The sequence below is a fragment of the Pseudomonas sp. MF08875 genome (genome assembly GCF_059862525.1).
Genome location: NZ_JCBCUW010000040.1, coordinates 18880 through 44502 on the forward strand (window position 1 = coordinate 18880; position 25623 = coordinate 44502).

Here is a 25623-nt window from a genome sequence, read left to right on the forward strand (position 1 = left end):
CTGCAAAACACCCAATGAAACTTATAAAAAATGAACGCTTTGTTTATTTAAACAACTATCGCTCATCAGTAAACTCCGTGTTTATGAAGAAATCAGCCGGCGACCGTTTCAAAGCTCTGCTCAAAGAAGTGGGTATCAGGCCCTCGGACTTCGCGAAGTTTTGCAACACCAGACCCCAAGACGTAAACAACTGGTACATCCGTGGTGTGCCCTACCGGCGCATGGACGAAATAGCCTCGCTGTTGTCCGTCAATAGCGCCTGGCTACGTACTGGCGAGGGCCCTAAGTACCCACGTAAACAACAGCAAACCGACAAGCCCACCGAAGTTAAGGAAACTCACCACAACTTCGTTCAAACACCTGACATTGAAATTCCTCTTTATAAAGAAGTCGCCACCCACGCCGACACCCAACAAACCCGTATCGTGGAAATACCCGGCCAGGGCATACGCTTGCCCCGACATGACCTCGAACTCCTGGACATTGATCCGGCACAAGCCATTTGCGTACACATGATCGGCAACAGCATGGAAGAACTCATCCAGGACGGCTCCATCCTCGCCATTGACCGCGGCCTCACACAAATCGTCGACGGTGAAATCTACGCCGTTGAATGCGACGGCATCCTGCGCATCCGCTACCTGCACCGCCAGCCCAGCGGCGCCGTACGCCTGCGCAGCCACAACAGCACCGACTACCCAGACGAAATCTTCAGCGCCGAACAACTTCAGGCGCAAAACATCCGGATCCTGGGTTGGGTGTTCTGGTGGTCGACCCTGAACAAACGCCGCCCACTGCTGCATTTCGAATAACCCACAAAGCCCCTTTGCACTGGGAATTTGCGAGAAATATCAGTATGCTGCGCCCCACATTCGCGCATCGCCCCCTCAAAAGGGCCAGAGCGCCCGACGCGGCAGATGATTTTCTCGCCAAGTCCCACAGCCGGACGCAAGAGCCGGGTGTACGTTTTGAAGGCTGGCGCGGCTTACCAAAAATAAGCCAAGCCAGTCCCCGAGAAGCCGGCCACAAGCCGGCTTTTTAACGCCTGCAAAAAACCAGCCCCGTAAAAAACAAAGACCTTTCCCACACCACTTTCCCTGGCTTAATGAGAAGAAGTCTCATTATACTCTGCACCCCGGTTCTGCCCGAGCATAGGAAAGTGCTGCCGTGCTGGAAAAACTGTTCATCCAACATTCGCCCTCCCTGCATCGCTACCTTCTGCGTAAAAAGTGCACGCCCAGCCTGGCGTCGGACCTGGTGCAGGAGACGTTTTTGCGGATTGCGCAGTTGGAAAACTTCGAGCGCATTCTGGGCAGCCCTTCCTACCTGTTTCGGGTCGCGCACAATTTGTTGATCGATCACCATCGCCGTTATGGCGAAAAGCGCTTCGATAACGACGCCGAACATTTTTTAGGCACCTTGGTGGACGAAGTCAGTTGCCCTGAATCCCAGGCCTTGGGCGCCCTGGAGCTGGAGCATCTAGAGAACCTGTTGGCGCGGTTACCGCAGCGCACGCGGGATGTGTTCATGCTGTGCCGGGTCGAGGGCATGACGTATAAGGAAGCCGCGCACTATTTACGGATTTCCACCAGCTCTGTACAAAAGCACATGGCTACGGCACTGGCCAAGATGGGCCGGGCCCTCGATCCGGGTTAGGCCACGGCCCCGGACACTATAAAAAGCCAGAAGGTAACCAGACCCCACCGTGAATGTTTCTCCACAGCCTATCGATCCGGTTGAGCGCAAGGCTGCCGACTGGGTGCTGCGTCATCGCCTGGGGCAGCTGTCGGCGCGTGAGCAACAAGCCTTTCGCCGCTGGCTGGCGGCCGACCCTGCACATGCGGCCGCCGCCGAGCGCGCCGACCGTGCCTGGCAGGCCACCGACCAACTCAAACAGCGCCCAGGTTATGTGCGGCCGCCGCGCCCCTCCGGCCCCGGTGCCTGGTTGCAAAGCCTGCTGCACGCGCCGCTGCTCACCGGCAGCGGCATGGCGGCGCTGGCCTTGGGTTGCTGGCTGCTGCTGGCCCCGCCCTTCTGGGTGCAATCGTTGGGCAGCGACTACCACACCGGTTTCGGCGAAACCCGCCAGATCACCTTGGCCGACGGTAGCCAGGTGGAACTGGGCAGCCGCAGCCTGTTGACCCTCGCCTACGACGAGCAGACCCGCTTGGTGCGCCTGACCCACGGCGAGGCAGTATTCACCCCCGCACCCGTCACTGAGCAGGAGCGCCGCCCCTTTACCGTGCAGGCCCCCGGCGCCACCATCACCGCCCGCGGCACCCGTTACCTGGTGGGCGTTGGTGCAGATCGCGACGGCTGGGTCGGCGTTTTGCAGCACCGGGTTGAAGTCAACCTGGTGCATCACGAACTGGACGACATGGCCGCTTCCGCGCTGCTGGAACAGGGCAACAGCCTGCGCTTCGGCCCGAAGCAAGGCCTGGTGCCCCTGGCTGTCAGCCCCGAAGAACTGGCCAGTTGGCAGGACGGGCGCCTAGTGCTGCGCCGCGAAACCCTGGCCGATGCCGCCGTGCGCATCAACCGCTATCGCCCAGGCCTGGTGTTGGTCAAGGGTGAGGCGCTGCGCAATGTGCGGGTCAGCGCGGTGATGCGCCTGGACAACCTCGACGACGCCCTCAAACACCTGGCCGCCCAGGCCCGCGCGCGCATTGTCGAACTGCCCGGGCTGACGCTGATCTACTGAGCCGCCGCGTTAAAAAAACAAAAACACATATAAATCATCGCAGATAGATCATATCGATCTATCTCGTTTTGCCCGCTCGCGCGTTTCTACTAGATGTAAATCAATCTTATTTGTATCTAGTGAGGCCGATGTTGCAGATGCGTGCGAACAACAAGAAGCGCCTAGCGCCCAAACGTAGCGGGCTGAGCCTGGCGATCCAACTGGCCGCACTGGCCCTGATCGCCAGCGCCGCCGATATCCGCGCCGTGCAGGCCAACCCGGGCGCAGGAGCCGCCCACAGCGAGCTGGCCGACCGCTACCACGACTTCAACGTGCCTGCCCAAGCCCTGGACGACGCGCTGGTGCTGCTGGCCCGCCAGGCTGGCGCCGAGCTGTACATGGGCAGCAGCGATTTTGCGGGTGCCTACGCCCACCCGGTACAGGGCCGGCTCTCCCTCGACGCCGCGCTGCAACAATTGCTGGGCGACCAAGGCGTCACCTACAGCCTGGGCGGGCAAGCCGAACGGCCGATCATCCAGTTGCGCGGCAAGGGCGAGACCTCCGGGCTGGAGGGCGACCTGCAACCGACCTACGTTTATGGCCTGCAAGCCAAGCAGTCGCGCGACGAAAAAGGCTACAACGACATCTACGATCAGGACCTCTCCACCGTCTACGCCGGCAAGGAGCAGATCGAACGCTACAAAGGCGCCGCCCCCGCCGACCTGTTCAAGGGCATGCTCAACGTCTACAGCGGCGACGCCCGCAACAGCGGCGCCCTGGACCCCAACATCCGCGGCATCCAGGGCCCGGGCCGCGTGCCGCTGACCATCGACGGCACCGAGCAGGCCCTGACCGTATACCGCGGCTACATGGGTGCCAACAACCGCAACTACATCGACCCCAACCTCATCGGCAGCATCAAGGTCATCAAAGGCCCGAGCCTGGAGCGCAACGTCTATTCCGGCGTGGGTGGCGCGGTGGTGGCCAGCACCCTGAACGTCGACGATATCCTCAAGGAAGGCCGCGAGTACGGCGGCGAATTCAAGATCGAGGGCAGCAACAACTCGGTCTCGCCCAAGTTGCCCACCCTGATGACCGGGCAGATGCCCAGCCCGGACTACCAGTATTTCCCCATCAGTTCCTACTACGACCCGTCGCTGTACAAGAACCCGCGCACCAGTAGCAGCAATGGCCTGCTCTCCAGCGACGACTACGCCTACCGCCTCGCCCTGGGCACGCGCCAGGAAAAATTCGAACTGCTGACCGCCTACGCCTACCGGGAAAAAGGCAACCACTACGCGGGCAAGGAAAAGAGCGACTTCTATGCCAGCGGCAAAAAGGTCAATGGCTACTGGGACTACATCCCCAACCTGGCCACCATCTACAAACCGGGCGACGAAGTGCCCAACACTTCCAGCAAGATGGAATCGTGGCTGGGCAAGGCCAAACTCAAGATCGACGAAGGCCAGTCCCTGGAGTTCGGCTACCGCGACACCAATGCCCTGTACGGTGAAATCCTGCCCTCGCGCATCTCGTTCTTCTCCCCCGGCACCCAATACGACGCCGCCACCCACGGCGTGCCGCAATGGCCCCTCAGCCATGTGAAAAGCAAGGCCTACAACCTGGAATACAACCTCAAACCCGAGGGCAACCCCTGGGTCGACCTGTACGCCAACCTCTGGGCCACCAACACCCGCAGCGACACCTACAGCAGCGGTGGCATACCCAACCAAACCACCATCGCCGACCCGGTGTTCCGCAATACCGCCCTCTCCAACGCCAAGCACGACCGAGTTGGCCTGACCATGAGCAACAAACTCAAACTGCTGGACAGCCTCGACCTGACGCTGGGCGGCAGCTACCAGCATGAAAAGTTGGGCTCCAACGACAACTACAACGACGTGATGATTTTCGACACCCTGCGCATGTACCCCCGGGCCGGGCGCCGGGCCGAACAGGAATACAACTTCAACTTCGATTGGCGGCCTGTCAGCTTTGCCCGCTTCAATGCCGGGATGCGTTATTCGTCGTATTGGGCGTTTGACGATTACTTGAAAGAGACCCAGGACAAGAGTGGTGAGACGACTCAAATTGTCTCTAAAGGCCAACAAGTGGCTTACACCACCCGAAAGACCCTGACGGATGCAGAGTGGCAAGCATCGGTCGATGAAAAAATCGAGAACATTAATCTTGTATCGGAACTATTTGGCTTCACCGAGGAAGAGCGTTTAAGTTCCATAGAACAAGCCAAGAAAGACACGCCACGCATTGAGGACACTCAACACCTGACAGATTGGGCACACGATGGAAAAGGCCGCTATGCCCGTGGCAACAACCCGTGCATTAACCTGAAAAAATCAGGTGAGAATATTGTTTCATGCGCCGCTTATGAGTATGGCTACGGCGCCGTGGACAAAGATGGCAAGCCCCTTAATGAAAAGAAGGACGCCCGCGCAAAACATCAAAAAGATCATGGGTGGACCCCGACACTTTCGGCCACTTTCTATACGTCCGAAAATGGCCGGGTCTATCTTCGCTACAGCGAAGCCCTTCGCTACCCGAGCATGTTTGAAAGCACCATCGGTTTTTCCTCCTCCCTCAACCCGTGGGGCCTTGAGCCCGAACATGCCCACAACTACGAGGCCGCCTACGTCCACAACCTGGCGGGCCTGGGCGGCAGTGAAACCGCCGATATCAAGCTCAGTTACTACCACAACACCACCAAGAACGTGATCGAGCGCAGCCCGCAGATGCGCTTCTCCAACCTGGAGAAGCAGACCACTGCGGGGGTGGAATTGCAGGGCCGCTACGACAATGGCCGGGTGTTTACCGACCTGAGTATCGGCCACGTACTGAAGAACAAAGTCTGCGATGAAAATTCGGCGGTCATGATTAGCAATGACGGCAGCACCCCCAACTGTGTGGATGACGGCTTTGTCGGCGGCTATTTGGTGGGCATGGCTATGCCCGAGTGGTCGGCCAACCTGGGCCTGGGTGCGCGATTCCTTGAACGCAAACTGGAAGTGGGCGGGCGGGCCATTTATTACCGCCAACATGAAAGCAAGTTCTACGACAACTATAAAAACAGCGCCATGGTCAGCTATTACCTGAACACACCCATGTCCTGGGACAAGATCGTCACCTATGACGCCTATATCAATTACAAGTTGACCGACGATGCCTCCATCGAACTGACCGGCACCAACTTGAGCAACCTGTATTACATCGACCCCCTCACCCGCTCGGTCATGCCGGCACCGGGGCGAACCTTAAAACTCGGCTTTACCACTACGTTCTAACCTGCGAGGTATGTCATGGGCGGCTGAAAAGAGAGTCGGCAAATGCTTGACGTGTTGAATTAATTTAAATCACTCAATGGATAATGAAATGAAATCTTTTAACTGCACAGTATTGGCATTGGCACTTCTTGGTTTGACTGGCGTTGCTCAGGCAGACAGCGCCTCGGGGCAAAGTTACACCGGCACTATCGTTGTAGGCGGTACTGGCGCCACATCGCCCAATTACCCAAGCTCACCTGGCCAGCCTGCGGTGGGGGTGCTGGCCTTCTACGGCGGCGCAAAAGTTCCGTTCAGCGGCCTCAAAGGGATGGTGGCAACCGACACCAATGGCGTCACCACCATCACCCCCGCCATGATGCCGGCCTCCCACTCGGCGCTGGGCAACTTCGACTTCAAACAGGTTGCGGCCCAACAGGTTTACTACGGTGAGTGGTCGCAAAACGGCGCCACCAACGACCCGACTCGCGTTGTCTACTACTCCGGCGACACCGCCGGCCGCGTGCTGCCGACCACCAACGTGACCTACGCGGTACAGGGCATCAACAACTACTCCGGCGCCAACCTGCTGTCCGGCGACCTGACCGCTACCTTCGGCACCGCAGCGCCGAAATTGACCGGTTCGCTGGCCAACAGCGCATTGAAAGTTCAACTGTCCGCCAACATCGATACCGCCACCGCCAGCTTTAACGGCGCGGCAGTCGGGCAAAACCTCGCCACCGGCGCAGCACCGATCGTTGGCACCACCACCGGCAGCTTCTTCGGCGCCGGCGCCAACGCGTCCCTGGCCGGTATCGCCAAGTTCGCCGACCGCAACTACGACACCGCTTTCGGTGGCGTGCGTAAGTAAGCCAAGCCTCACCGTTTGAAGTTGCACCACAGAGCAAGTGCCTGAACTTCCGGGCACTTGCTTTTGGCGTTTTAGAACGACCCCGAGAGCGCAGTAATGCCCCCATTTCCTTGCATGCGATGCTTAACCCTTCTCCTGCTGCCCATGTCCCTGGTGCTGCTCGCGGCCCCGGCGATGAGTGCCGACCAGGACACCAACCTGCGCCTGAACCAAACCATCGAATACCGCGCCAATGAACAAGAGCGCGAGTTGCTCAAGGATGAACAGCCCAACGGCCACGACGCGCCGCTGCTGACCATCGACGGCCAGACCTACAGCGTGGGCAACAACCTCGATGAACTGGGCCGCGCGCTGTACCTGTCCATCGAGCGTCGCCAGTGGGCGGCGGCGGCCGAGTACCTCAAGCGCTACAGTGCCCTGCCCGGCCACGACGCCATGCTGGTGGCCTACGCCAATGGCGCACTGGCGCGCAACGACGGGCACCTGGAACAGGCCGAAAGCGACTACCGCCAACTGCTGGCGATGCAGGCCGACTTCCTGCCCGGGCGCCTGGAGCTGGCGCGGGTGCTGTTTGAAAACCGCAAGGACCGCGAAGCACACACCGCGTTCCAGCAGATCAGCAGCGGCCTCAGCCCCGCCGACGCCCAAGCCATGGGGCTGGGCAAAACGGTCGACAGCTTCCTCCAGGCCCTGGACAACCGCGAAGCCTGGCAAGGCTCCTTCGCCATCGGCCCGACCTGGAGCGACAACCTCAACCAGTCCTCCGAAAGCACTGTGACCTACCGCATGGTCACCCCCGACGAAACCTACTACCTCAAGCGTTCACTGCCCAAAGCGGTGTCCGCCCATGGCGTGGACTACGAAGGCACCCTCAACAAACGCATGGCCCTGAGCGGCCACCATGGCGTCTTCGCCCGTGCGCTGCTCTACGGCCAGGCCTACGACGCGCAAAGCAAATACAACGAAAGCACCCTCACCACCAACGCCGGCTACAGCTACCACGATGGGCGCAACCAATATTCCGTAGGCCCCTCGTTCGAGTTCAACAGCATCGGCGACAACGCCATGTACGACGCCTGGGGCCTGCGCGGCGAGTGGCTGCACACCCTCAGCGCCACGCGCCTGTTCAAGCTCGAAGGCGAGTACAAAGACATGGCCTACAAGCACGACATCAACACCGACAACGACGGCGCCACCCGTTCGGTCTACGCCACCCTGTGGCAAGCCCTGCCCCAGCGCTGGACCCTATTCGGCGGCGTCGACATCACCGACCGCGACGCCCAGGACCGCACCGTCGCCTACCTGCAAAAAGGCCTGCGCCTGGGCGTGGCCAAAGACTTCGAGGTCGGCGCCAGCGCCGTACTCTTCGCCTCCTACCGCAAACGCCAATACGACGCCTACAGCTCAATCTTCGATGCCCGACGCAACGACGACGAACAAGCCTACACCTTCATCCTCCGCGCCCCACGCCTGGCCGTGTACGACCTCATCCCCAGCCTGACGGTCAAGTACAACAAGGTGCAGAGCAACGTTGATTGGTTTTATAGCTACGACAAAAACAGTGTGAGTTTGAAGTTGGAGAAAGCGTTCTAGAGCGGGTGGGGGCGGCGGCCCGCCGCACCCCGCCAGCAAAACTCCCCACCCATCCCCCACCCCATACCGCTACAATCCGCCGGGTGATGCCAAAGTGCCAACACTGCCGTTGACACCTGCGCTCTCCCTGCTCCCGACAGGTCTTGCGGGTTGCCCTCGCGATGACGCTCAACGGAAACCCCGCACATGGCGCTGCATATTCCTACCCTGCTGGTGGCTTCGGTCTTCATTTTTTTTCTGATGGGGCTGTTGACGGTGCATGCCTGGCTGCGGGAAACCCGCGAGCGGTGCCTGGGTTACTTGGGCGCAATGATGCTGTTAGCCGGGGTGGGGGTGGTGCTGGTGAGTTTGCGCGACACCGGCATGGACCTGATCCCACTGGTGCTGGGCAATGTGATTTTGCTGCTCGGCGCGGGGATGAACTGGACGGCGATGCGCGTGTTTGCTGGGCGCGCGCCTTATGTGCCGGGAATTGTCGCGGGGGCTGTGGTGTGGCTGGTGCTGTATCAGTGGCCGTTTTTTCGCGAGTCGATGGCAGTGCGGGTGTCGGTGTATTCGCTGCTGACGGTGGGTTATTGCCTGCTGACCGCCCATGAACTGTGGCGCAACCGCCAGCAGTGGGAAGTGGCCTATATGCCGGCGCTGGTCCTGACCCTTTTTCACACGCTGTTTTACATCGTGCGCGCCATCAACGAGCGGGGTTTCCCGCTGACGGAAGCCTTGTCCGGGATGGGCAGGGGCGTGCCGTTTTTCTCCTTGATGCTGTTCGAGTCGATGCTCTACGTGGTTGGCATCGCCTACGTCACGCTGGCCATGGTCAAGGAACGCGCCGAGTTACGCTTTAAGGCTGCCGCCTATTGCGACGCGTTAACCGGCATCGGCAACCGCCGCGCGTTCATGCAGCACGGCGAGCAACTGCTCAGCCATTGCCAACGTCGGGGCGAGCCGGTGGCCTTGCTGCTGTGCGACCTGGACAACTTCAAGCGCCTCAACGACGCCTTCGGCCACCAGACCGGCGATGAGGCGCTGATTGCCTTTAGCCGCATCAGCGCGGAAAAACTGCGCAAAAAGGACGTATTTGCGCGCATCGGCGGCGAAGAGTTCGCCTGCCTGCTGGCCGATACCGACGAGCACACCGCCGTGCAGGTGGCCGAGCGCATCCGCCAGGGCTTCGCCCAATTACCGTTGCTGGAACCGGGCCTGCTGAGCGTGAGCATTGGCGTGGTAACCAGCCGCGAGTCTGGCTACGACCTCTCACGCCTGCTGTCGCGGGCCGACGAAGCGCTGTACAGCGCCAAGGGCAGCGGGCGCAACCGGGTGCAGAAGGCGTCAGACAGCGTCAGTGGCAACACCGGCCCCCTTCCCACATAAGGGCCTTAGCCCGCCGCCACCGCCACTTCCCGGCGCAGCAACCCCAGGGCCAGCCACACAAACAGCACGGCCGCCGTGCACAGTGCCAGCGGCAGGCCATTGACCGAAGTGGCCATCGCCGCGCCGCTGACCAGCGGCCCCAGCAGGCTGCCCACGCCCCACAGGAACCCGGCACTGGCGTTGGCAGTGACCAGGTCCGCACCCTTGAAGCCCTGGCCGATCAGGATGATCGCCAAGGTGTAGATGCCGCCCGCCACCGCCCCCAGGATCACCAGGCTCGGCCACAGCAGCAGCGGATAGTCCATCAGCCACGGCAAGCCCAGGCCAATGGCCAGTGCGATCACCCCGTAGGCGAGGTAAATCGTCGGCCGGTCGACCTTGTCCGAGAGCCAGCCCAAGGGGAATTGGAACGCCGCGTCGCCCAGCAAAATCACCGTGACCATCAACGCTGCCACCTTGATGACGTAGCCATGCCCGGCGGCATACACGGGAAACATCGACAGAATCACGCTATCGAAGAACGAGAAGAACACGATGCCCATGCACAGCGCCGGGGCCACGCGGATAAAGCCCAGCACCGAGAACGACTTGCTCTGGGCATGGGCGCCGCTCAAAGGCGTATGGGGCAGAATGCGCCAGATCACTGCAAAGGCCACAACGTGGCAGGCGAGCACACTGGCGATCACCTCCACCCCTTCGGTGCCGAACAGCGCCACCATTGCCGGGCCGAACAGCTGGAACACGGTGAAGCAGGTGGTGTAGACCGCCACCGTGCGCCCGCGGTGGGCATCCAGCGCCACTTCGTTCACCCAGGATTCGCCCAGGATGATAATCAGCCCCGCCGCCACGCCCATCACCAGCCGCGCCACGCCCAGGCCCAGCAGGCCCTGGCCGGGCAATTGCAACGCGGCGATGCTCAGGGCCGACACGGCGAAGCACCACAGGTAGATCTGCCGCCGGCTCAGGCGCTGGCACACCCAATCCACCATAAAAGCCGAAAGCATCATCCCTGCCGCCGGCAGCGCCGACATCAGGCCGATCTGCACACTCGACGCCCCGGCCTGATACAAGCGCAAAGCCACCACCGGCACCGTCGCACCGATGCACAGGCCCACCACCGACACACCCAGGATCAACGCAGCCAAGACCGCGCGATTGATCGACATCGCCATTACCACTCACTCCTAAAACCTTCAGGCAAACGCCCACCGCGCAGGCTCAGGCCCACGCCGGGCGCATCAACAACTGGGGTGGTTCAGCGGTGTGGAGAGAAGGTGAACGCGAACAAAATGCTGCGGCGGCGGCTGTTCACGCAATGCTCTTGCGAGACGCCGAGGTGGATAACGTGCAGGAACGGGCAGACAACGTCAGGGAACATGGAAGTATCAATCGCCAAAAGAAAGCCAACGCGCCAACCGCGCGGCAGGCTGAGCGGCAGGCTGAGCGGCGCCAGCCTACGCCAAAGCGTGGCGGGGCTCAAATCCGGCCCCCCAAACTCATTGTGGAAGCGAGCCCGCTCGCGATTACGGTGGCTCAGCCACTCCATCGGGGGCTGATAGAGCGCCATCGCGAGCAGGCTCGCTCCCACACGAGGTCGCCTAACGAGCCGATCAAATGCCACCCATCATCCCCGCCATTTGCCCCACAACCCTTGGTCTGCTAGTGTCGCGCCGGTTTAACGTCAACCGGGATAGCCGCCATGGCCCGCAAAAAAGCTGCACTGGATTTCGAACAATCCCTCGCTGACCTGCAAACGCTGGTCGAGCGTCTGGAGAACGGCGAGCTGTCGCTGGAAGACTCGTTGACGGCCTTTGAACAAGGCATCGGCCTGACCCGCGATTGCCAAGCCGCGCTGGCCCAGGCCGAGCAGAAGGTCCAGGTGTTGCTCGAACGCGATGGCGAACTGGCCGAGGAACCCTTCGACGCGGAAGACCCGCAATGATCGCCGCCTACCAGGCCAGCAGCCAGGCGCGGGTCAACGCCGCGCTGCAAACCCTGTTCATCGCCCCCAGCCCCGAACTCGCCCGCCTCTACGAAGCCATGCGCTACAGCGTAATGAATGGCGGCAAGCGCGTGCGCCCGTTGCTGGCCTACGCCGCGTGCCAGGCCATGGGCGGCGAGCCCGAGCAGGCCAACGGCGCCGCGTGCGCGGTGGAGTTGATCCACGCTTACTCCCTGGTTCACGACGATTTGCCGGCGATGGACGACGATGACCTACGCCGCGGCCAGCCCACCACCCATAGAGCCTTCGACGAAGCCTGCGCCATCCTCGCCGGCGACGGCTTGCAGAGCCTGGCCTTCAGCGCCCTGCTCGACCCGCGCCTGAACAGCGCCGATGCCGAGACCCGCCTGCGCATGGTCAGCGCCCTGGCCCTGGCCGCGGGCCCGGCCGGCATGGTCGGCGGCCAAGCCATCGACCTCGGCTCGGTCGGCCTCAAGCTCGACCAGACTGCCCTGGAATACATGCACCGGCACAAGACCGGCGCGCTGATCGAGGCCAGCGTCAAGCTTGGCGCCCTGGCCAGCGGCCGGGCCGAGAAAGCCGAACTCAAGTCCCTGCAAACCTACGCCCAAGCCATCGGCCTGGCCTTTCAGGTGCAGGACGACATTCTCGACGTCGAAAGCGATACCGCCACACTGGGCAAGCGCCAAGGCGCCGACGCCGCCCGCGACAAGCCCACCTACCCGGCGCTGCTGGGCCTGGAGGCGGCCAAGGGCTACGCCCTGGAACTGCGCGACCTGGCCCTGCATGCCCTGCGACCCTTTGACGCGTCGGCCGAGCCGCTGCGCGATCTGGCCCGCTACATCGTCGAACGCCGCAGCTGATGCGGCGCCCACGCGCCTGACCGCATATCGGCCAAGTTCCGCGCTGCGCGTGGGCAGCCTGCGATGCATCAGGTAAACTGCCGCCTCTTTCTATACCTATAACGATTCGCCTGATGCCCACGACGTTTCATGAGATTCCCCGCAAACGCCCGACCACGCCCCTGCTCGACCGCGCCGACACGCCGGCCGGGCTGCGCCGGTTGGGTGAAGCCGAGCTCGAAACCCTGGCCGATGAGTTGCGCCTGGAGCTGCTCTATTCGGTCGGCCAGACCGGCGGGCATTTTGGTGCCGGCCTGGGCGTCATCGAGCTGACCATCGCCCTGCATTACGTCTTCGACACCCCGGACGACCGGTTGGTGTGGGACGTGGGCCATCAGGCGTATCCGCACAAGATCCTCACCGGCCGCCGCGCGCGCATGGGCACCCTGCGCCAGAAGGACGGCATCGCCGCCTTCCCGCGTCGCTCCGAGAGCGAGTACGACACCTTTGGCGTCGGCCACTCCAGCACCTCCATCAGCGCCGCCCTGGGCATGGCCATTGCCGCCCGCCTGCAAAACAGTGAGCGCAAGGCAATTGCCGTGATCGGCGATGGCGCGTTGACCGCCGGCATGGCCTTCGAGGCGCTCAACCATGCGCCGGAAGTGAACGCCAACATGCTGGTGATCCTCAACGACAACGACATGTCGATCTCGCGCAATGTCGGCGGGTTGTCCAACTACCTGGCAAAAATCCTCTCCAGCCGCACCTACGCCAGCATGCGCGAAGGCAGCAAGAAGGTTCTCTCGCGCCTGCCCGGCGCCTGGGAAATCGCCCGCCGCACCGAAGAATACGCAAAAGGCATGCTGGTCCCCGGCACGCTGTTCGAGGAGTTGGGCTGGAACTACATCGGCCCCATCGATGGCCATGATCTGCCGACCCTGATCGCCACCCTGCGCAACATGCGCGACCTCAAGGGCCCGCAGTTCCTGCACGTGGTCACCAAGAAGGGCAAAGGCTTCGCCCCGGCTGAAATCGACCCCATCGGCTACCACGCCATCACCAAGCTCGACCCCCTGGACGCCCCGGCCAACCCGCCGAAAACCGCCAGCGGGCCGAAGTATTCCAGCATTTTTGGCCAGTGGCTGTGCGACATGGCCGCCGCCGACCAACGCCTGGTGGGCATCACCCCGGCAATGAAGGAAGGCTCCGACCTGGTGGCCTTCAGCGAACGTTTCCCGCTGCGCTACTTCGACGTGGCGATTGCCGAACAGCACGCCGTGACCTTCGCCGCCGGCATGGCCTGCGAGGGCGCCAAACCGGTGGTGGCGATCTACTCCACCTTCCTGCAACGCGGCTACGACCAATTGGTTCATGACGTGGCGGTGCAGAACCTCGACGTCCTGTTCGCCATCGACCGCGCCGGCCTGGTGGGCGAAGACGGCCCGACCCACGCCGGCAGCTTCGACCTGTCGTACCTGCGGTGCATCCCCGGCATGCTGGTGATGACCCCCAGCGACGAAAACGAACTGCGCAAGATGCTCACCACCGGCCACCTCTATAACGGCCCAGCCGCCGTGCGTTACCCGCGTGGTTCGGGGCCGAATGCAGCCATCAGCAAAGACCTCAACCCCATCGAGATCGGCAAGGGCGTGGTGCGCCGCCAAGGCTCGCGCCTGGCGATCCTGGTGTTCGGCGTGCAACTGGCCGAGGCCCTGAAAGTGGCAGAAAAGCTCGACGCCACCGTGGTCGACATGCGCTTCGTCAAACCCCTGGACGAAGCCCTGGTACGCGACCTGGCGGCCCGCCATGAACTGCTGGTGACCATCGAAGAAAACGCCATCATGGGCGGCGCCGGCGCGGCGGTCAGCGAATTCCTGGCCCGCGAAAACATCCTCAAGTCGATGCTGCACCTGGGCTTGCCGGACAGTTACGTCGAACACGCCAAACCTGCGCAGATGCTCGCCGAATGCGGCCTGGACGAAGCCGGGATCGCAGCGTCGATCGCCCAGCGCCTGGAGCTCCTGGGCCTCTGACCCCACGCAAAACCCTGTAGGAGCGAGGCTGTTCGCGAGGGCGCGGTGACTGACATGCCGCCATCGCGAGCAAGCTCGCGCCCACAAGAGGGATCTACATCGCCATGAACCTGCACCGCCTCCTGCCCCTGCTGTTACTGCCCGCCACCGACCTGCTCGCCGACACCTTCGAGCGCGACGCCGCACTGAAACTGCCGGACACCCTGATTAGCGCCAACCGCCAGGTCCAGGCGCGCAACGACAGCAGCGCCGCCAACACCGTGTTCACCCGCGACGATATCGACCGCCTACAGCCAGGCAGCGTCACCGACCTGCTGCGCCGCGTACCGGGCGTGCAGGTCGCCGAGGCCGGCGGGCGCGGCAGTTTGCCAGCGATCTATATCCGCGGCACCAAATCGGCGCAGAGCCTGGTGTTGGTGGACGGCCAGCGCATCGGCAACGCCACCTCCGGCGACAGCAACCTGCAACACCTCAATATCCAGCAGATCGAACGCGTCGAAGTGCTGCGCGGCTCGCGCTCGGTGATCTACGGCAGCGACGCCATTGGCGGGGTGATCCAGATTTTCACCCGCCGCGGCGACGGCGCCGGCCTGCAACCGCGCCTGCACCTGGGCTTTGGCAGCCAGCAGACCTGGGAACGCAGCCTCGGGTTGTCTGGCGGCGATGCGCAGACCCGTTTCAACCTCGGCGCCAGCCTCGACGACACCGCTGGCATCGACCGCACGCACCAGTCCTTCGCCAGCGACAGCGACCACGACGCCTACCGCAACAAGGCCCTGAGTTTCAGCCTCAGCCATGCCTTTGACGACGACCTCGAAGCGGGCCTGAATGTGCTGGATAACCGCGGCAAGAGTGAGTTTGATAACCCGTTCGGGCGCTACGACGAGAGCACCAAGCAGAGCTATGCACAAAAACCCTATAGCCAGTTCACCGTCAGCGGCGTCAGCAGCTACGTAGACGCGCGGCTCAATGACACCTGGCGTTCACGCCTGGAACTGGGCCACAGCGAAAACCGCGAAGAAACCCTCGACAAGCTCAGCACCGAACGCGCGGTGTTCAACACCTACCGCGATTCGCTGAACTGGCAGAACGACCTGAGCCTGGATGAGCGCAACAGCCTGATCCTGGGCGGTGACTGGTACGAAGACCGGGTCAACAGCAGCACCGCCCTCAACGAAGACAGCCGCTGGAACCGCGCGGCGTTTATCCAGCATCGCTTCCAGGGCGACGGCTTTGCCACGGAACTGGGCCTGCGCCACGACCAGAACCAGCAATTCGGCAGCCAGAACAGTTGGAGCGGCACCTTCACCTTGCCGCTCAACCCCGACAATGACCTGCTGCTGAGCTACAGCGAAGGGTTTCGGGCGCCGACCTTCAATGACCTTTACTACCCCGACGATTTCTACCCCGGCGGCTTCCACCAGAAAAACAGCAACCCCGACCTTGAGCCCGAAACCTCCAAAAGCTACGAAGTGCAGTGGCGCAGCCAACTCAGCGACAGCAGCCGATTAGAAGCCTCGCTGTACCGCACCGACCTCCAGGACGCGATTGTGTTCGCCAGCAATGGCCCGCAAAACGTCAGCGCCGCACGCATCAATGGTTTTGAAGCCTCCCTCACCCAAGAGCTGTTCGGCTGGCAGGGCAGCCTGGGCCTGTCGATCATCGACCCGCGTGACCGCGACAGCGGCCGCACCCTGCCCCGTCGCGCCCGGCGCACCCTGAGCCTGGACCTGGACCGCCAGTTCGACCGCTTGGGCCTGGGCGCCAGTTGGCAAGCGGTGAGCGGCAGCTACGACGACGAGAAAAACCAGCAGGTTTTGGGTGGCTATGGGTTGCTCGGCGTGCGCGGCAGTTGGGCACTGAGCCGCGAGGTGGCGTTGCAACTGAAGGTCGACAACCTGCTGGACAAGCACTATGCCCGCGCCCGCTATAGCTACCAAGAGCCGAGTTTCAAGAACAACCAAAACTACCGCGAAGCAGGCCAGACCTGGATGCTCGGCGTGACCTGGACGCCGCAGCTTTAGGGGTTGCTGCGGGGCTCATCGCGGGCAGGCCAGCTCCCACGGTTGAACGGTGGTGTGGGGGGATTTTTCCTCTGTGGGAGCGAGCCTGCTCGCCATGGCGGCACCGGGTGGCGGTGACGAATGACAGCTGCTCCCACAGAGGGTTGGTGGCTACCGGCTAAAGCGGCCTCAGTGCTGCGCCGCAATTCCTTGGCACAAGCGCGCGGTGGCTTCGATCATCTGCCCGCTGGGCCGCTCCAGGCCTTTATCCGCGATCCGCAGCAACCGCCCCTGGGCCACCGCCGCTACCTGCGGCCAGGCCTTCCAGGCGTCCAGTTGCCGTTGGTCGCTGGCCAGGATCAGCTGCGGGTTGCGCTGCAATACCGCTTCGAGACTGACTTGCGGGGCCGGCAGCGGGAGGTCGTCGAACACATTGCGCGCGCCGCACACCGTCAGGGCATCGCTGATGATCTGGCCGCCGCCCACGGTGTACAGCGGCTGGTCCCAGACCTGGTAGAACACCCGCAGCGGTTCATCCCGGTGATAGCGCTGGCGCAGCTCATCGAGCCGGTGGCGCAGCTCGCCGGCCAAGGCGCGGCCACGTTCGGCGCGCCCCAGGCGTTGGCCGATCTGGTCGATCTGGTGGATGAGTTGTTCGAGGCTATGGGGTTCGGCGACAAAGGTCGGGATATTCAGGCGCTTGAGCTGCTCGCGCTGGGCCGGGCCAACGCTGCCGGGCCAGAGCAGCAGCAAGTCGGGTTGCAGGCTGAGCAGGCGCTCGATGTCCAACTGGCCGTAGCGGCCCAAGGATGGCAGGCCTTGGAGCCCGGCCGGGCGCTCACCGGCATCGAGCACACCCACCAGCAAGTCGCCGGCGCCCAGCTCAACGACGATTTCCGTCAGCGACGGCGCCAGGCTGACCACCCGTTGCGCCGCCGCCCAGGGGCTGGCGGCCAACAGCAGGACCACCCACCAGAAGCGCATCAACCCAGTTGGCGCGGAATGCGATAGAGGTAGAACAGCACCGCGCTGGCCAGCGCCAGCAGCATCACGGGTATCGCTTCCAGGCCGACGAACACGGCCAGGGCACCGATCCACGCCGGCAGCGAGGCGGCCAGGAATGCCACGCGGCGGCGCGCCGCCAGGTTGATCCAGGCTGCGGGCTCCTCAGGGGTGTCGAGGGCTTTGTGGGTATCGATCAAGGCGTGCTTGAAACCGCCGAAAAACTTCAGGCTGACAAACATCGAAGCCATGCCAGCGATGAAAAATGGCATCGCCAGCAGTGGCAATACAGGGTCGGTCTGGCTGAACACGCCATTGATGACGAACAGCGGCAACAACGCCAGCGCCAGGTATTGCCACCAATTGACGGCCAGTCGCCGCCGAACTTGACCACGGGTCACGCCCCTTCTACCTCGCCCTGGTGCTCGTTGCCCATCATGTGGTCGAGCTTGCTGGCCTTCGTCGCCAGGTAGAGCTTGTTGTGCGGGTTATGGCCGGTGTGCAGCGGCACGCGCTCGGCGACGGTGATGCCCATATCGGTCAAGGCCTTGACCTTGCGCGGGTTGTTGGTCATCAGGCGCAGGGATTTGACCCCCAGGTGTTCGAGCATCGGCAGGCAGATGGCGTAGTCGCGCTGGTCGGCGGCAAAGCCCAGGCGTTCGTTGGCTTCGACGGTGTCGGCGCCGCCATCTTGCAGTTCGTAGGCGCGGATCTTGTTCAGCAAACCGATACCGCGCCCTTCCTGGCGCAGGTACAGCAGCACGCCGCGGCCCTCACGGGCGATGGCGCGCATCGCGGCTTCCAGTTGCGAGCCACAGTCGCAACGCTGGCTGAACAGGGCGTCACCGGTCAGGCACTCGGAGTGCAAGCGGCCCAGAACCGGGGCGCCATCGTCGAACTCACCGAGGCTGAGCACTACATGCTCGCGGCCCGTGGCTTCGTCGAGGAAGCCGTGCATGGTGAATTGCGCAAAAGGGGTTGGCAGCTTGGAAGCGGCGACAAAAACGACGGGCACCGTGTGCTCCTGATCTGGTTGTGATTCGCAGAGGCGGCATTGTAACAGCAGGTTCCTACAGGCGCTTAGGCTGAATTACCGACCATAAAGATCAAGAAGTTTGATTACTGCCCGCCCGGCAGGCCGCTGTCCGCGAACGGATAGGGCTGTTTCCAGCGCTCGAAAATGCCGCGCAACTGGCCACTGCTGACCAACACCGCCATGCGCTGATCGTACAAGGCCATTAGCGCCCGCCCGCGCGGGGTGTCGGCGAACCCCAGGTAGAGCGGCAGTTCAGCCAAGTGGCTGCGGCGGTAGAGCGACGGATCGGCGGCCTTGCCTTGGACGTATTCGACCTCGGTCAGGGCATCGATGTAAAAGTCGGCGCGGCCATGGCGCAGCATCGACAGGATGCCGTCGCGGCGCTCGATCTGGTTGAACGCACGAACGTTGGGCAGGTAGTTCTCGTAGCGGTAGCCGCGCACCCAGGCCAGGCGATACTTGCCCAAAGTCGCCAGGGTTGGCGCCGGCAGTGTCGCCAGCCCAAGGGCGTAGATGTGGTCGGAGTCGAAATTCCAGCGCGGGTACAACACGCCTTCGGCCTCGTCGCGGTAGGAACCGACCAGGGCGTCCACCTCGCGCAATTGCGCCAAGCCCACGGAGCGGGTGTAAGGCTCGGTGCGGATGTTCAGGCGCACACCGGCCGGCTCGAAGACTTCGCGTAGCACCTCCCAGGCCAGGCCGCCACCATTGGCGTCGGTGTAATCGACCCACTCCTCGCTGGCCAGCAATATCTGCTGCGGCAGCACCGCTGGGTCAACGGCCCGGGCCATGGTGCTAAAACCCGCCAACATCAGTATCAACAGCCAGCATCCAGCCTTGCCCATGCTCGGTTCCTCAAGCAGCCCCTCAGGCGAAACACCACACCAATCCCTGCATCGCCAACCAGGCAAACACCCCGGCCAGCACATCGTCGAGCATGATCCCCACGCCACCGTGCACGTGCCGGTCGATCCAGCGAATCGGCCATGGCTTGAGAATGTCGAAGAAGCGGAACATCAAGAAACCCGCCAGCAACCAGTACCAGCCTTCGGGCACCAGCCATAGGGTGATCCACATCCCGACCATTTCGTCCCAGACGATGCCTTCGTGGTCGTGTACCCGCAAATCGTCGGCCACCTTGCCGCACAGCCAGAAGCCAAACAGCATGGTGATGCCCAGCATCAGCCAGTAACCCCAGTCCGGCAGCATCTGCCATAACGGGATGAAGGGTAGCGCAACTAACGAACCCCAGGTGCCCGGCGCCTTGGGCAGCGTGCCGGAGCCAAAGCCGAAGGCCAGGAAATGCCAGGGATTACGCCAGACCGACGGCGGCACGAACTCTGCCGGAACCTGATTGGGATGATCTGTCACGGTGTCTCCCGAAAATGTTGATAGCCCCGGGTTGCCGGGGTGATGTCGTGTCCGGCGGCGTCCAGCAGCGTCACGCCCTGCCCCGCCACCACGTGGCCGATGACGTGCACCGGCCAGCCCTGGGCCTGCAACGGCGCCAGTTCGGCAGCCGGCAGGGTAAAGGCCAGGATGTAATCGTCACCACCGCTCAACGCCGCCGCCTGCGCACCTTGCAGCCCGAGGAACGCCACCAGCGCCGGGCTTAGGGGTACACGCTCGCGCTCAATCTGCAAGCCTACGCCAGAGGCCTTGGCGATATGCCCGCAATCGGCCAGCAAACCGTCGGAAATATCCAGCGCGGCCGTGGCCCGGCCCCGCAACGCCTGGCCCAGCGCCAGTTGTGGCTGAGGCGACCAGTACTGGGCCAGCAAGGGCTCGGCGATGGCCGCATCGGCCGCGCGCTGGCCCAACACCAGGGGCAATGCCCCCGCCGCCCGGCCCAGGTCGCCGCCCACGCAGAGCAGGTCACCCGCCCGTGCGCCGCTGCGGGTCAGGGCCTGGCCCGCGGGCACCCGGCCGAACACTGTGAGGGTCAGGCTCAACGGGCCGCGGGTGGTGTCGCCGCCCACCAGGCTCACGCCACAGGCCTGGGCCATGCGGTTCAAACCACGGGCATAGGCGTCCAGCCACTCGGCGGTCACCGTCGGCAGGGTCAGGGCAAGGGTAAAGGCAATGGGGGTGGCGCCCATGGCAGCCAGGTCACTGACCGCCACGGCCAGCGAGCGCTGGCCGAGCAGCAAAGGCTCGCACGGATCGGCAAAATGCACGCCGGCGACCAGGGTATCGGTGGAAATGGCCAACTGCTCCCCGGGGGGAACCGCCAGCAGGGCGCAGTCGTCGCCGATCCCCAGTGCCACGCCCTCGCCGGCCCGCGCACAAGGCGCGGCGGCGAAGTAATGACGGATCAGCTCAAACTCGCCCATGGCGCACGCCAGCGCCAATCAGCGCTTGAACGCCTTCACTTCGGCTTCACGCAGGCGCGGGGCCAGTTTGTCGAGCACGCCGTTGACGAACTTGTGGCCGTCGGTGGAACCGTAGACCTTGGCCAGCTCGATGCCTTCGTTGATGACCACACGGTAAGGCACATCGACGCGCTTGATGAGTTCCCAGGTGGACAGGCGCAACACCGCCAGTTCAACCGGGTCCAGCTCTTCGATGGTGATGTCCAGGCAAGGCGCGAGGGCCTCGTCGATCTCGGTCTTGTTGGCCGGGACGCCGTGCAGGATCTCGCGGAAGTAGCCGGAGTCGACATCGGTGAAGTCGTTATCGACCCGGAACTGCGCTTCGATTTCGTTCAGCGAAGTTTTGGCCATGTGCCATTGGTACAGCGCTTGGGTCGCGAGCTGACGGGCCTCGCGACGCTTGACGCTCTTGGATGGCTTGCCAGCGTCCGCAGGTTTCGGATCGCGCGGGTTGAAACGATCGCTTTCGTCGCTAATCACTTGGCCTCCAACTGCGCCAGCAGGCTGACCATTTCCAGGGCGGACAGGGCAGCTTCGGCGCCTTTGTTACCGGCCTTGGTGCCGGAACGTTCGATGGCTTGCTCGATGGAGTCGACAGTCAGCACGCCAAACGCAACCGGCACGCCGAACTCCATGGACACCTGGGCCAGGCCCTTGGTGCATTCGCCTGCCACGTATTCAAAGTGCGGAGTGCCGCCGCGAATGACTGCGCCCAGGGCGATGATCGCTGCGTATTCGCCCTTTTGCGCGACTTTCTGCGCCACCAGCGGAATCTCGAAGGCGCCCGGGGCGCGGATCAGGGTGATATCGCTTTCGCTCACGCCATGGCGAACCAGGGCATCAACGGCGCCACTGACCAGGCTTTCAACCACGAAGCTGTTGAAGCGGCCAACGACGAGCGCGTAGCGGCCCTTGGGGGCGATGAAGGTACCTTCGATGGTCTTGAGGGTCATTCGACAAATCTCTTAAAGAGCCGGGACGCGCCTTTTTGCGCGTCCCTCGGTGATATTTGAACCGCGAACAAGGGGCGGAAAACGCCCGGCCTTTATTCGGAGGGCACGTATTCTACAACTTCCAGGTCGAAACCGGATATCGCATTAAATTTCATTGGCGCGCTCATCAGGCGCATCTTGCGCACGCCCAGGTCCCGCAGGATCTGCGAACCGGCCCCGACAATGCTGTAGGTGGTCGGTTTTTTCGCCGGCGCCTGGTCCGCGGTTTCGCGGATATGGGCCAGCAACACATCGCCATCGAGGGGGTGGCCGAGCAATAGCACCACGCCGCTGCCGGCCTGGGCCACTGCGGCCATGGCGGCCCGCAGGCTCCAACGCCCTGGTTGCTTGACCAGCAGCAGGTCGCGCAAGGGGTCCATGTTGTGCACGCGCACCAGGGTCGGTTCTTCGGCGCAGATGTTGCCCAGGGTCAGGGCCATGTGCACGTCGCCTTCGACCGAATCACGGTAGGTCACCAGGTTGAACTGCCCCAGTTCGCTGTCCAGCGGCTGCTCGGCAATCCGCTGAACGGTACGTTCGTGGATCATCCGGTAGTGGATCAGGTCGGCAATGGTGCCGATCTTGATGTTGTGCTCGGCGGCGAACGCCTCCAGTTCCGCGCGGCGGGACATGGTGCCGTCGTCGTTCATCACTTCGCAGATCACGCCGCTGGGCTCGAACCCGGCCATGCGCGCCAGGTCGCATGCGGCCTCGGTGTGGCCGGCGCGGGCCAGGGTGCCGCCCGGCTGGGCCATCAGCGGGAAGATGTGGCCGGGGCTGACGATGTCTTCGGCCTTGGCGTCCTTGGCGGCGGCGGCCTGCACGGTGCGGGCGCGGTCAGCGGCGGAAATGCCGGTGGTGACGCCCGTGGTGGCTTCGATGGAGACGGTGAACTTGGTGCCGAAACCCGAGCCGTTGCGCGGCGACATCAGCGGCAACTTGAGCAGTTCGCAGCGCTCGCGGCTCATGGGCATGCACACCAGGCCCCGGGCGTGCTTGACCATGAAGTTGATGTCTTCGGCCTTGCAGCATTCGGCGGCCATAATCAAGTCGCCTTCGTTCTCGCGGTCTTCGTCATCCATCAGGATGACCATCTTGCCTTGGCGGATGTCTTCGACCAGTTCTTCGATGCTATTGAGCGCCACGCGGCACCCCCTTGGTTCAGGATTTGAGATAGCCATTGGCGGCTAGAAAGCTTTCGGTGATCTTGCCGGGCGCGGCAGGCTCGGCGGCTTTATCGCCCAGCAGCAAGCGCTCCAGATAACGTGCAAGCAAGTCAACTTCCAGGTTGACCTCACGCCCCGGCCGGTAGTCGGCCATGATGGTCTCGGCCAGCGTGTGGGGGACGATGGTCAATTCGAATTCAGCGCCATTGACTGCGTTGACCGTCAGGCTGGTGCCATCGACGGTGATCGAGCCTTTGTGGGCGATGTACTTGGCCAGTTCCTTGGGCGCGCGGATGCGAAATTGAATGGCGCGGGCGTTTTCTTCCCGTGCAATCACCTCGCCCACGCCGTCAACGTGGCCACTGACCAGGTGCCCACCTAAGCGGGTGGTGGGGGTCAGGGCTTTTTCCAGGTTGACCCGGCTGCCGGCCTTCAACTGGTGGAACGCGGTGCAGTCCAGGGTTTCGCGGCTGACATCGGCCCAAAAACCGTCGCCGGGCAGTTCCACCGCGGTCAGGCACACGCCGTTGACGGCGATGCTGTCGCCCAGTTTGACGTCGCCCAGGTCGAGCTTGCCGGTTTCAACATAGACCCGCACATCGCCGCCCTTGGGGGTCAATGCGCGGATGCTGCCGATGGATTCGATGATGCCGGTGAACATGGGGTTCTCCTCGAGAACAGGCCTGCGCCAGGCCAAAGGCCGCGATTATACGCCTGCGTTCGGCAGCGGGATCGCAGTGACCCGCCAGTCATCGCCGACCGCACGCATTTCAGTGATTTTCAGCTGCGGCGCGTCTTTCATCTGCGCCAGCGGCCAGTCGAGCAACGGCCGACCGGTGGAGCCGAGGAACTTGCCGGCGATGAATATCTGGTATTCGTCCACCAGGCCCTGGCGCGCAAAGGCCCCGGCCAGGCGCGGCCCCGCTTCCACCAGCACGTCGTTGACGCCCCGGGCGGCCAGTGCCTGTAGCAACGCGTGCAAATCGACCTGGCCTTCAAGGCCCGGCACGATGAGGCACTCCGGCCCAGTGGCGTATTGCTCCTCGATGGCCACGCAGGTGGCGACCAGTACCGGGCCGGCCTTGAAGAACGGCGCGTCCAGCGGCACCCGCAGGCGCCCGTCCACCAGCACCCGCAGCGGCGGGCGGCTCATGGCCAGGGCGGTGTTTTCAGCGTCCAGGCCCAGTTCGGCGGCACGCACGGTCAGGCGCGCGTCGTCGGCCAGCACGGTGTCGGCGCCGGTCAGCACCACGCTGGCCTCGGCCCGCAGGCGTTGCACCGCCGACCGCGCGGCAGGGCCGGTGATCCATTGGCTCTCGCCGCTTTCCATGGCGGTGCGCCCATCCAGGCTCATGGCCAACTTGACCCGCACAAAGGGTAAACCGTGTTCCATGCGCTTGAGAAAACCGCGGTTGAGCGCCCGCGCTTCGCCTTCGAGCACGCCGCTGTGCACCGCGATCCCGGCCTGGGCCAGGCGCTGCAAACCGCGCCCGGCGACTTCCGGGTTGGGGTCCTGCATGGCCGCGACCACCCGCGCCACCCCGGCCGTCACCAGCGCATCGGCGCAGGGCGGCGTGTGGCCGTGATGGCTGCACGGCTCCAAGGTGACGTAAGCCGTGGCGTCGCGGGCCTTGGCGCCAGCGGCACGCAGGGCGTGGACTTCGGCATGGGGCTCGCCAGTGCGCACGTGCCAGCCTTCGCCGACCACCTCGCCGTCGCGCACGATCACGCAACCGACACGGGGGTTGGGGTGGGTGGTGTAGAGGCCTTTGCGCGCCAATTCCAGGGCTCGCGCCATGTAGTGGGCGTCGAGGACGGCTTGCTCTGGAGAAAGGCTCATTCTTTGGCGGGCTCCCGGGCCAGGCGATCGATTTCTTCGCGGAACTCGTTGAGGTCCTGGAAGCGGCGATACACCGAGGCGAAACGGATATAGGCGACTTCATCCAGCTTTTGCAGCTCGGCCATCACCAGTTCACCGACCACCAGGGACTTGACCTCGCGCTCGCCGGTGGCGCGCAGTTTGTGCTTGATGTGGGCCAGGGACGACTCCAGGCGCTCGACACTCACCGGGCGTTTTTCCAGGGCGCGCAGCATCCCGGCGCGCAGCTTCTCTTCGTCGAACGGCTGGCGGCTGCCATCGCTCTTGATAAGGCGCGGCAACACCAGTTCGGCGGTTTCAAACGTGGTGAAGCGCTCACCGCAGGCCAGGCATTCGCGGCGGCGGCGGACCTGATCGCCTTCGGCGACCAGACGGGAATCGATGACCTTGGTGTCGTTGGCACCGCAGAAGGGACAGTGCATGGTGGCAGGCAACAAAAAAAAGGGAGGGCCATGGTAGCGCATCCCGGTGGCAAGACAAGCCATAGGCTTTGCGGTATACAGACGGGCTACGCTGTACCGCACACAACACTTCGCTTTGCTGGA

Annotated in this window: 25 protein-coding genes; 11 read left to right on the forward strand and 14 right to left on the reverse strand. The window is 63.3% G+C overall.

Annotation, left to right across the window (positions count from 1 at the left end; genetic code table 11):
* Positions 1-83 precede the first annotated feature (83 nt).
* The 7 genes from AC19YT_RS20920 to AC19YT_RS20950 all read left to right on the forward strand — a co-directional run bounded on the left by AC19YT_RS20920 (position 84) and on the right by AC19YT_RS20950 (position 9790).
* Complete coding sequence (locus tag AC19YT_RS20920) at positions 84-812, forward strand: S24 family peptidase (RefSeq protein WP_095109636.1); 729 nt, start codon at positions 84-86, stop codon at positions 810-812.
* Between the two features lie 355 nt (positions 813-1167).
* Entirely contained in the window at positions 1168-1656 is a 489-nt protein-coding gene (locus AC19YT_RS20925) for an RNA polymerase sigma factor (protein ID WP_095109638.1), read from the forward strand.
* A gap of 49 nt (positions 1657-1705) precedes the next feature.
* Positions 1706-2701 (forward strand): FecR family protein, encoded by a 996-nt coding sequence (locus tag AC19YT_RS20930; RefSeq protein WP_500610915.1) that lies wholly within the window; start codon positions 1706-1708, stop codon positions 2699-2701.
* Between the two features lie 128 nt (positions 2702-2829).
* Positions 2830-5979: a TonB-dependent receptor domain-containing protein gene (locus AC19YT_RS20935; RefSeq protein WP_500610916.1), complete on the forward strand. Its 3150-nt coding sequence runs from the start codon at positions 2830-2832 to the stop codon at positions 5977-5979.
* Between the two features lie 88 nt (positions 5980-6067).
* The gene (locus tag AC19YT_RS20940; protein WP_500610917.1) at positions 6068-6826 is read left to right on the forward strand and encodes a Slam-dependent surface lipoprotein; all 759 of its coding nucleotides are present in this window, start codon (positions 6068-6070) and stop codon (positions 6824-6826) included.
* A 144-nt stretch (positions 6827-6970) separates the two neighbouring features.
* A complete protein-coding gene (locus AC19YT_RS20945) occupies positions 6971-8419 on the forward strand; it encodes a surface lipoprotein assembly modifier (RefSeq protein WP_500610918.1) in 1449 nt (482 codons plus the stop codon).
* Between the two features lie 186 nt (positions 8420-8605).
* Positions 8606-9790, forward strand: a complete 1185-nt coding sequence (locus tag AC19YT_RS20950) for a GGDEF domain-containing protein (protein WP_500610919.1) — start codon at positions 8606-8608, stop codon at positions 9788-9790.
* 5 nt (positions 9791-9795) lie between these two features.
* Here AC19YT_RS20950 and AC19YT_RS20955 read toward each other — a convergent pair whose 3' ends face one another.
* Both AC19YT_RS20955 and AC19YT_RS20960 read right to left on the reverse strand, forming a co-directional pair.
* Positions 9796-10950, reverse strand: a complete 1155-nt coding sequence (locus AC19YT_RS20955) for an MFS transporter (RefSeq protein ID WP_500599317.1) — start codon at positions 10948-10950, stop codon at positions 9796-9798.
* A gap of 95 nt (positions 10951-11045) precedes the next feature.
* The gene (locus AC19YT_RS20960) at positions 11046-11378 is read right to left on the reverse strand and encodes a hypothetical protein (protein WP_500610920.1); all 333 of its coding nucleotides are present in this window, start codon (positions 11376-11378) and stop codon (positions 11046-11048) included.
* Positions 11379-11489: 111 nt separating this feature from the next.
* Here AC19YT_RS20960 and AC19YT_RS20965 point away from each other — a divergent pair, with 111 nt between their 5' ends.
* From AC19YT_RS20965 to AC19YT_RS20980, 4 genes are all read left to right on the forward strand, one after another.
* Entirely contained in the window at positions 11490-11732 is a 243-nt protein-coding gene (locus AC19YT_RS20965) for an exodeoxyribonuclease VII small subunit (protein ID WP_095109655.1), read from the forward strand.
* Positions 11729-12616 carry a (2E,6E)-farnesyl diphosphate synthase gene (gene ispA, locus AC19YT_RS20970; protein ID WP_095109656.1) on the forward strand — a complete coding sequence of 296 codons (888 nt, stop codon included), beginning with the start codon at positions 11729-11731 and terminating at the stop codon, positions 12614-12616. Before AC19YT_RS20965 ends, ispA begins: the two co-directional genes overlap by 4 nt.
* 113 nt (positions 12617-12729) lie before the next feature.
* Positions 12730-14628, forward strand: a complete 1899-nt coding sequence (dxs, locus tag AC19YT_RS20975) for a 1-deoxy-D-xylulose-5-phosphate synthase (RefSeq protein WP_500610921.1) — start codon at positions 12730-12732, stop codon at positions 14626-14628.
* 104 nt (positions 14629-14732) lie between these two features.
* Positions 14733-16652 carry a TonB-dependent receptor domain-containing protein gene (locus tag AC19YT_RS20980; RefSeq protein WP_500610922.1) on the forward strand — a complete coding sequence of 640 codons (1920 nt, stop codon included), beginning with the start codon at positions 14733-14735 and terminating at the stop codon, positions 16650-16652.
* A 168-nt stretch (positions 16653-16820) separates the two neighbouring features.
* On the opposite strand, the gene AC19YT_RS20985 is transcribed toward AC19YT_RS20980, so the two are convergent.
* From AC19YT_RS20985 to nrdR, 12 genes are all read right to left on the reverse strand, one after another.
* Entirely contained in the window at positions 16821-17615 is a 795-nt protein-coding gene (locus AC19YT_RS20985; protein WP_500610923.1) for a cobalamin-binding protein, read from the reverse strand.
* A complete protein-coding gene (locus AC19YT_RS20990) occupies positions 17615-18034 on the reverse strand; it encodes an MFS transporter (protein ID WP_500599279.1) in 420 nt (139 codons plus the stop codon). Before AC19YT_RS20990 ends, AC19YT_RS20985 begins: the two co-directional genes overlap by 1 nt.
* Positions 18031-18648, reverse strand: coding sequence for a GTP cyclohydrolase II (gene ribA / locus AC19YT_RS20995; protein ID WP_095109661.1), 618 nt, complete (start codon positions 18646-18648; stop codon positions 18031-18033). Before ribA ends, AC19YT_RS20990 begins: the two co-directional genes overlap by 4 nt.
* 104 nt (positions 18649-18752) lie before the next feature.
* Positions 18753-19514 carry a substrate-binding periplasmic protein gene (locus AC19YT_RS21000; protein ID WP_176465120.1) on the reverse strand — a complete coding sequence of 254 codons (762 nt, stop codon included), beginning with the start codon at positions 19512-19514 and terminating at the stop codon, positions 18753-18755.
* 22 nt (positions 19515-19536) lie between these two features.
* Positions 19537-20040, reverse strand: a complete 504-nt coding sequence (locus AC19YT_RS21005; RefSeq protein WP_095109662.1) for a phosphatidylglycerophosphatase A family protein — start codon at positions 20038-20040, stop codon at positions 19537-19539.
* Positions 20037-21002 (reverse strand): thiamine-phosphate kinase, encoded by a 966-nt coding sequence (gene thiL / locus AC19YT_RS21010; protein ID WP_500610924.1) that lies wholly within the window; start codon positions 21000-21002, stop codon positions 20037-20039. Before thiL ends, AC19YT_RS21005 begins: the two co-directional genes overlap by 4 nt.
* An 18-nt stretch (positions 21003-21020) precedes the next feature.
* Positions 21021-21521 (reverse strand): transcription antitermination factor NusB, encoded by a 501-nt coding sequence (nusB, locus tag AC19YT_RS21015; protein ID WP_095109664.1) that lies wholly within the window; start codon positions 21519-21521, stop codon positions 21021-21023.
* Positions 21518-21994, reverse strand: a complete 477-nt coding sequence (gene ribH / locus AC19YT_RS21020) for a 6,7-dimethyl-8-ribityllumazine synthase (protein WP_095109665.1) — start codon at positions 21992-21994, stop codon at positions 21518-21520. The genes nusB and ribH overlap by 4 nt, the downstream gene beginning before the upstream one ends.
* Positions 21995-22086: 92 nt before the next feature.
* The gene (gene ribBA / locus AC19YT_RS21025) at positions 22087-23178 is read right to left on the reverse strand and encodes a bifunctional 3,4-dihydroxy-2-butanone-4-phosphate synthase/GTP cyclohydrolase II (protein WP_095109666.1); all 1092 of its coding nucleotides are present in this window, start codon (positions 23176-23178) and stop codon (positions 22087-22089) included.
* Positions 23179-23194: 16 nt separating this feature from the next.
* The gene (locus AC19YT_RS21030) at positions 23195-23860 is read right to left on the reverse strand and encodes a riboflavin synthase (RefSeq protein WP_095109667.1); all 666 of its coding nucleotides are present in this window, start codon (positions 23858-23860) and stop codon (positions 23195-23197) included.
* A gap of 45 nt (positions 23861-23905) precedes the next feature.
* On the reverse strand, positions 23906-25039 hold the full coding sequence (gene ribD / locus AC19YT_RS21035; RefSeq protein ID WP_095109668.1) for a bifunctional diaminohydroxyphosphoribosylaminopyrimidine deaminase/5-amino-6-(5-phosphoribosylamino)uracil reductase RibD: 1134 nt from the start codon (positions 25037-25039) through the stop codon (positions 23906-23908).
* The gene (gene nrdR / locus AC19YT_RS21040; RefSeq protein ID WP_176465121.1) at positions 25036-25500 is read right to left on the reverse strand and encodes a transcriptional regulator NrdR; all 465 of its coding nucleotides are present in this window, start codon (positions 25498-25500) and stop codon (positions 25036-25038) included. Before nrdR ends, ribD begins: the two co-directional genes overlap by 4 nt.
* Positions 25501-25623: the final 123 nt, after the last annotated feature.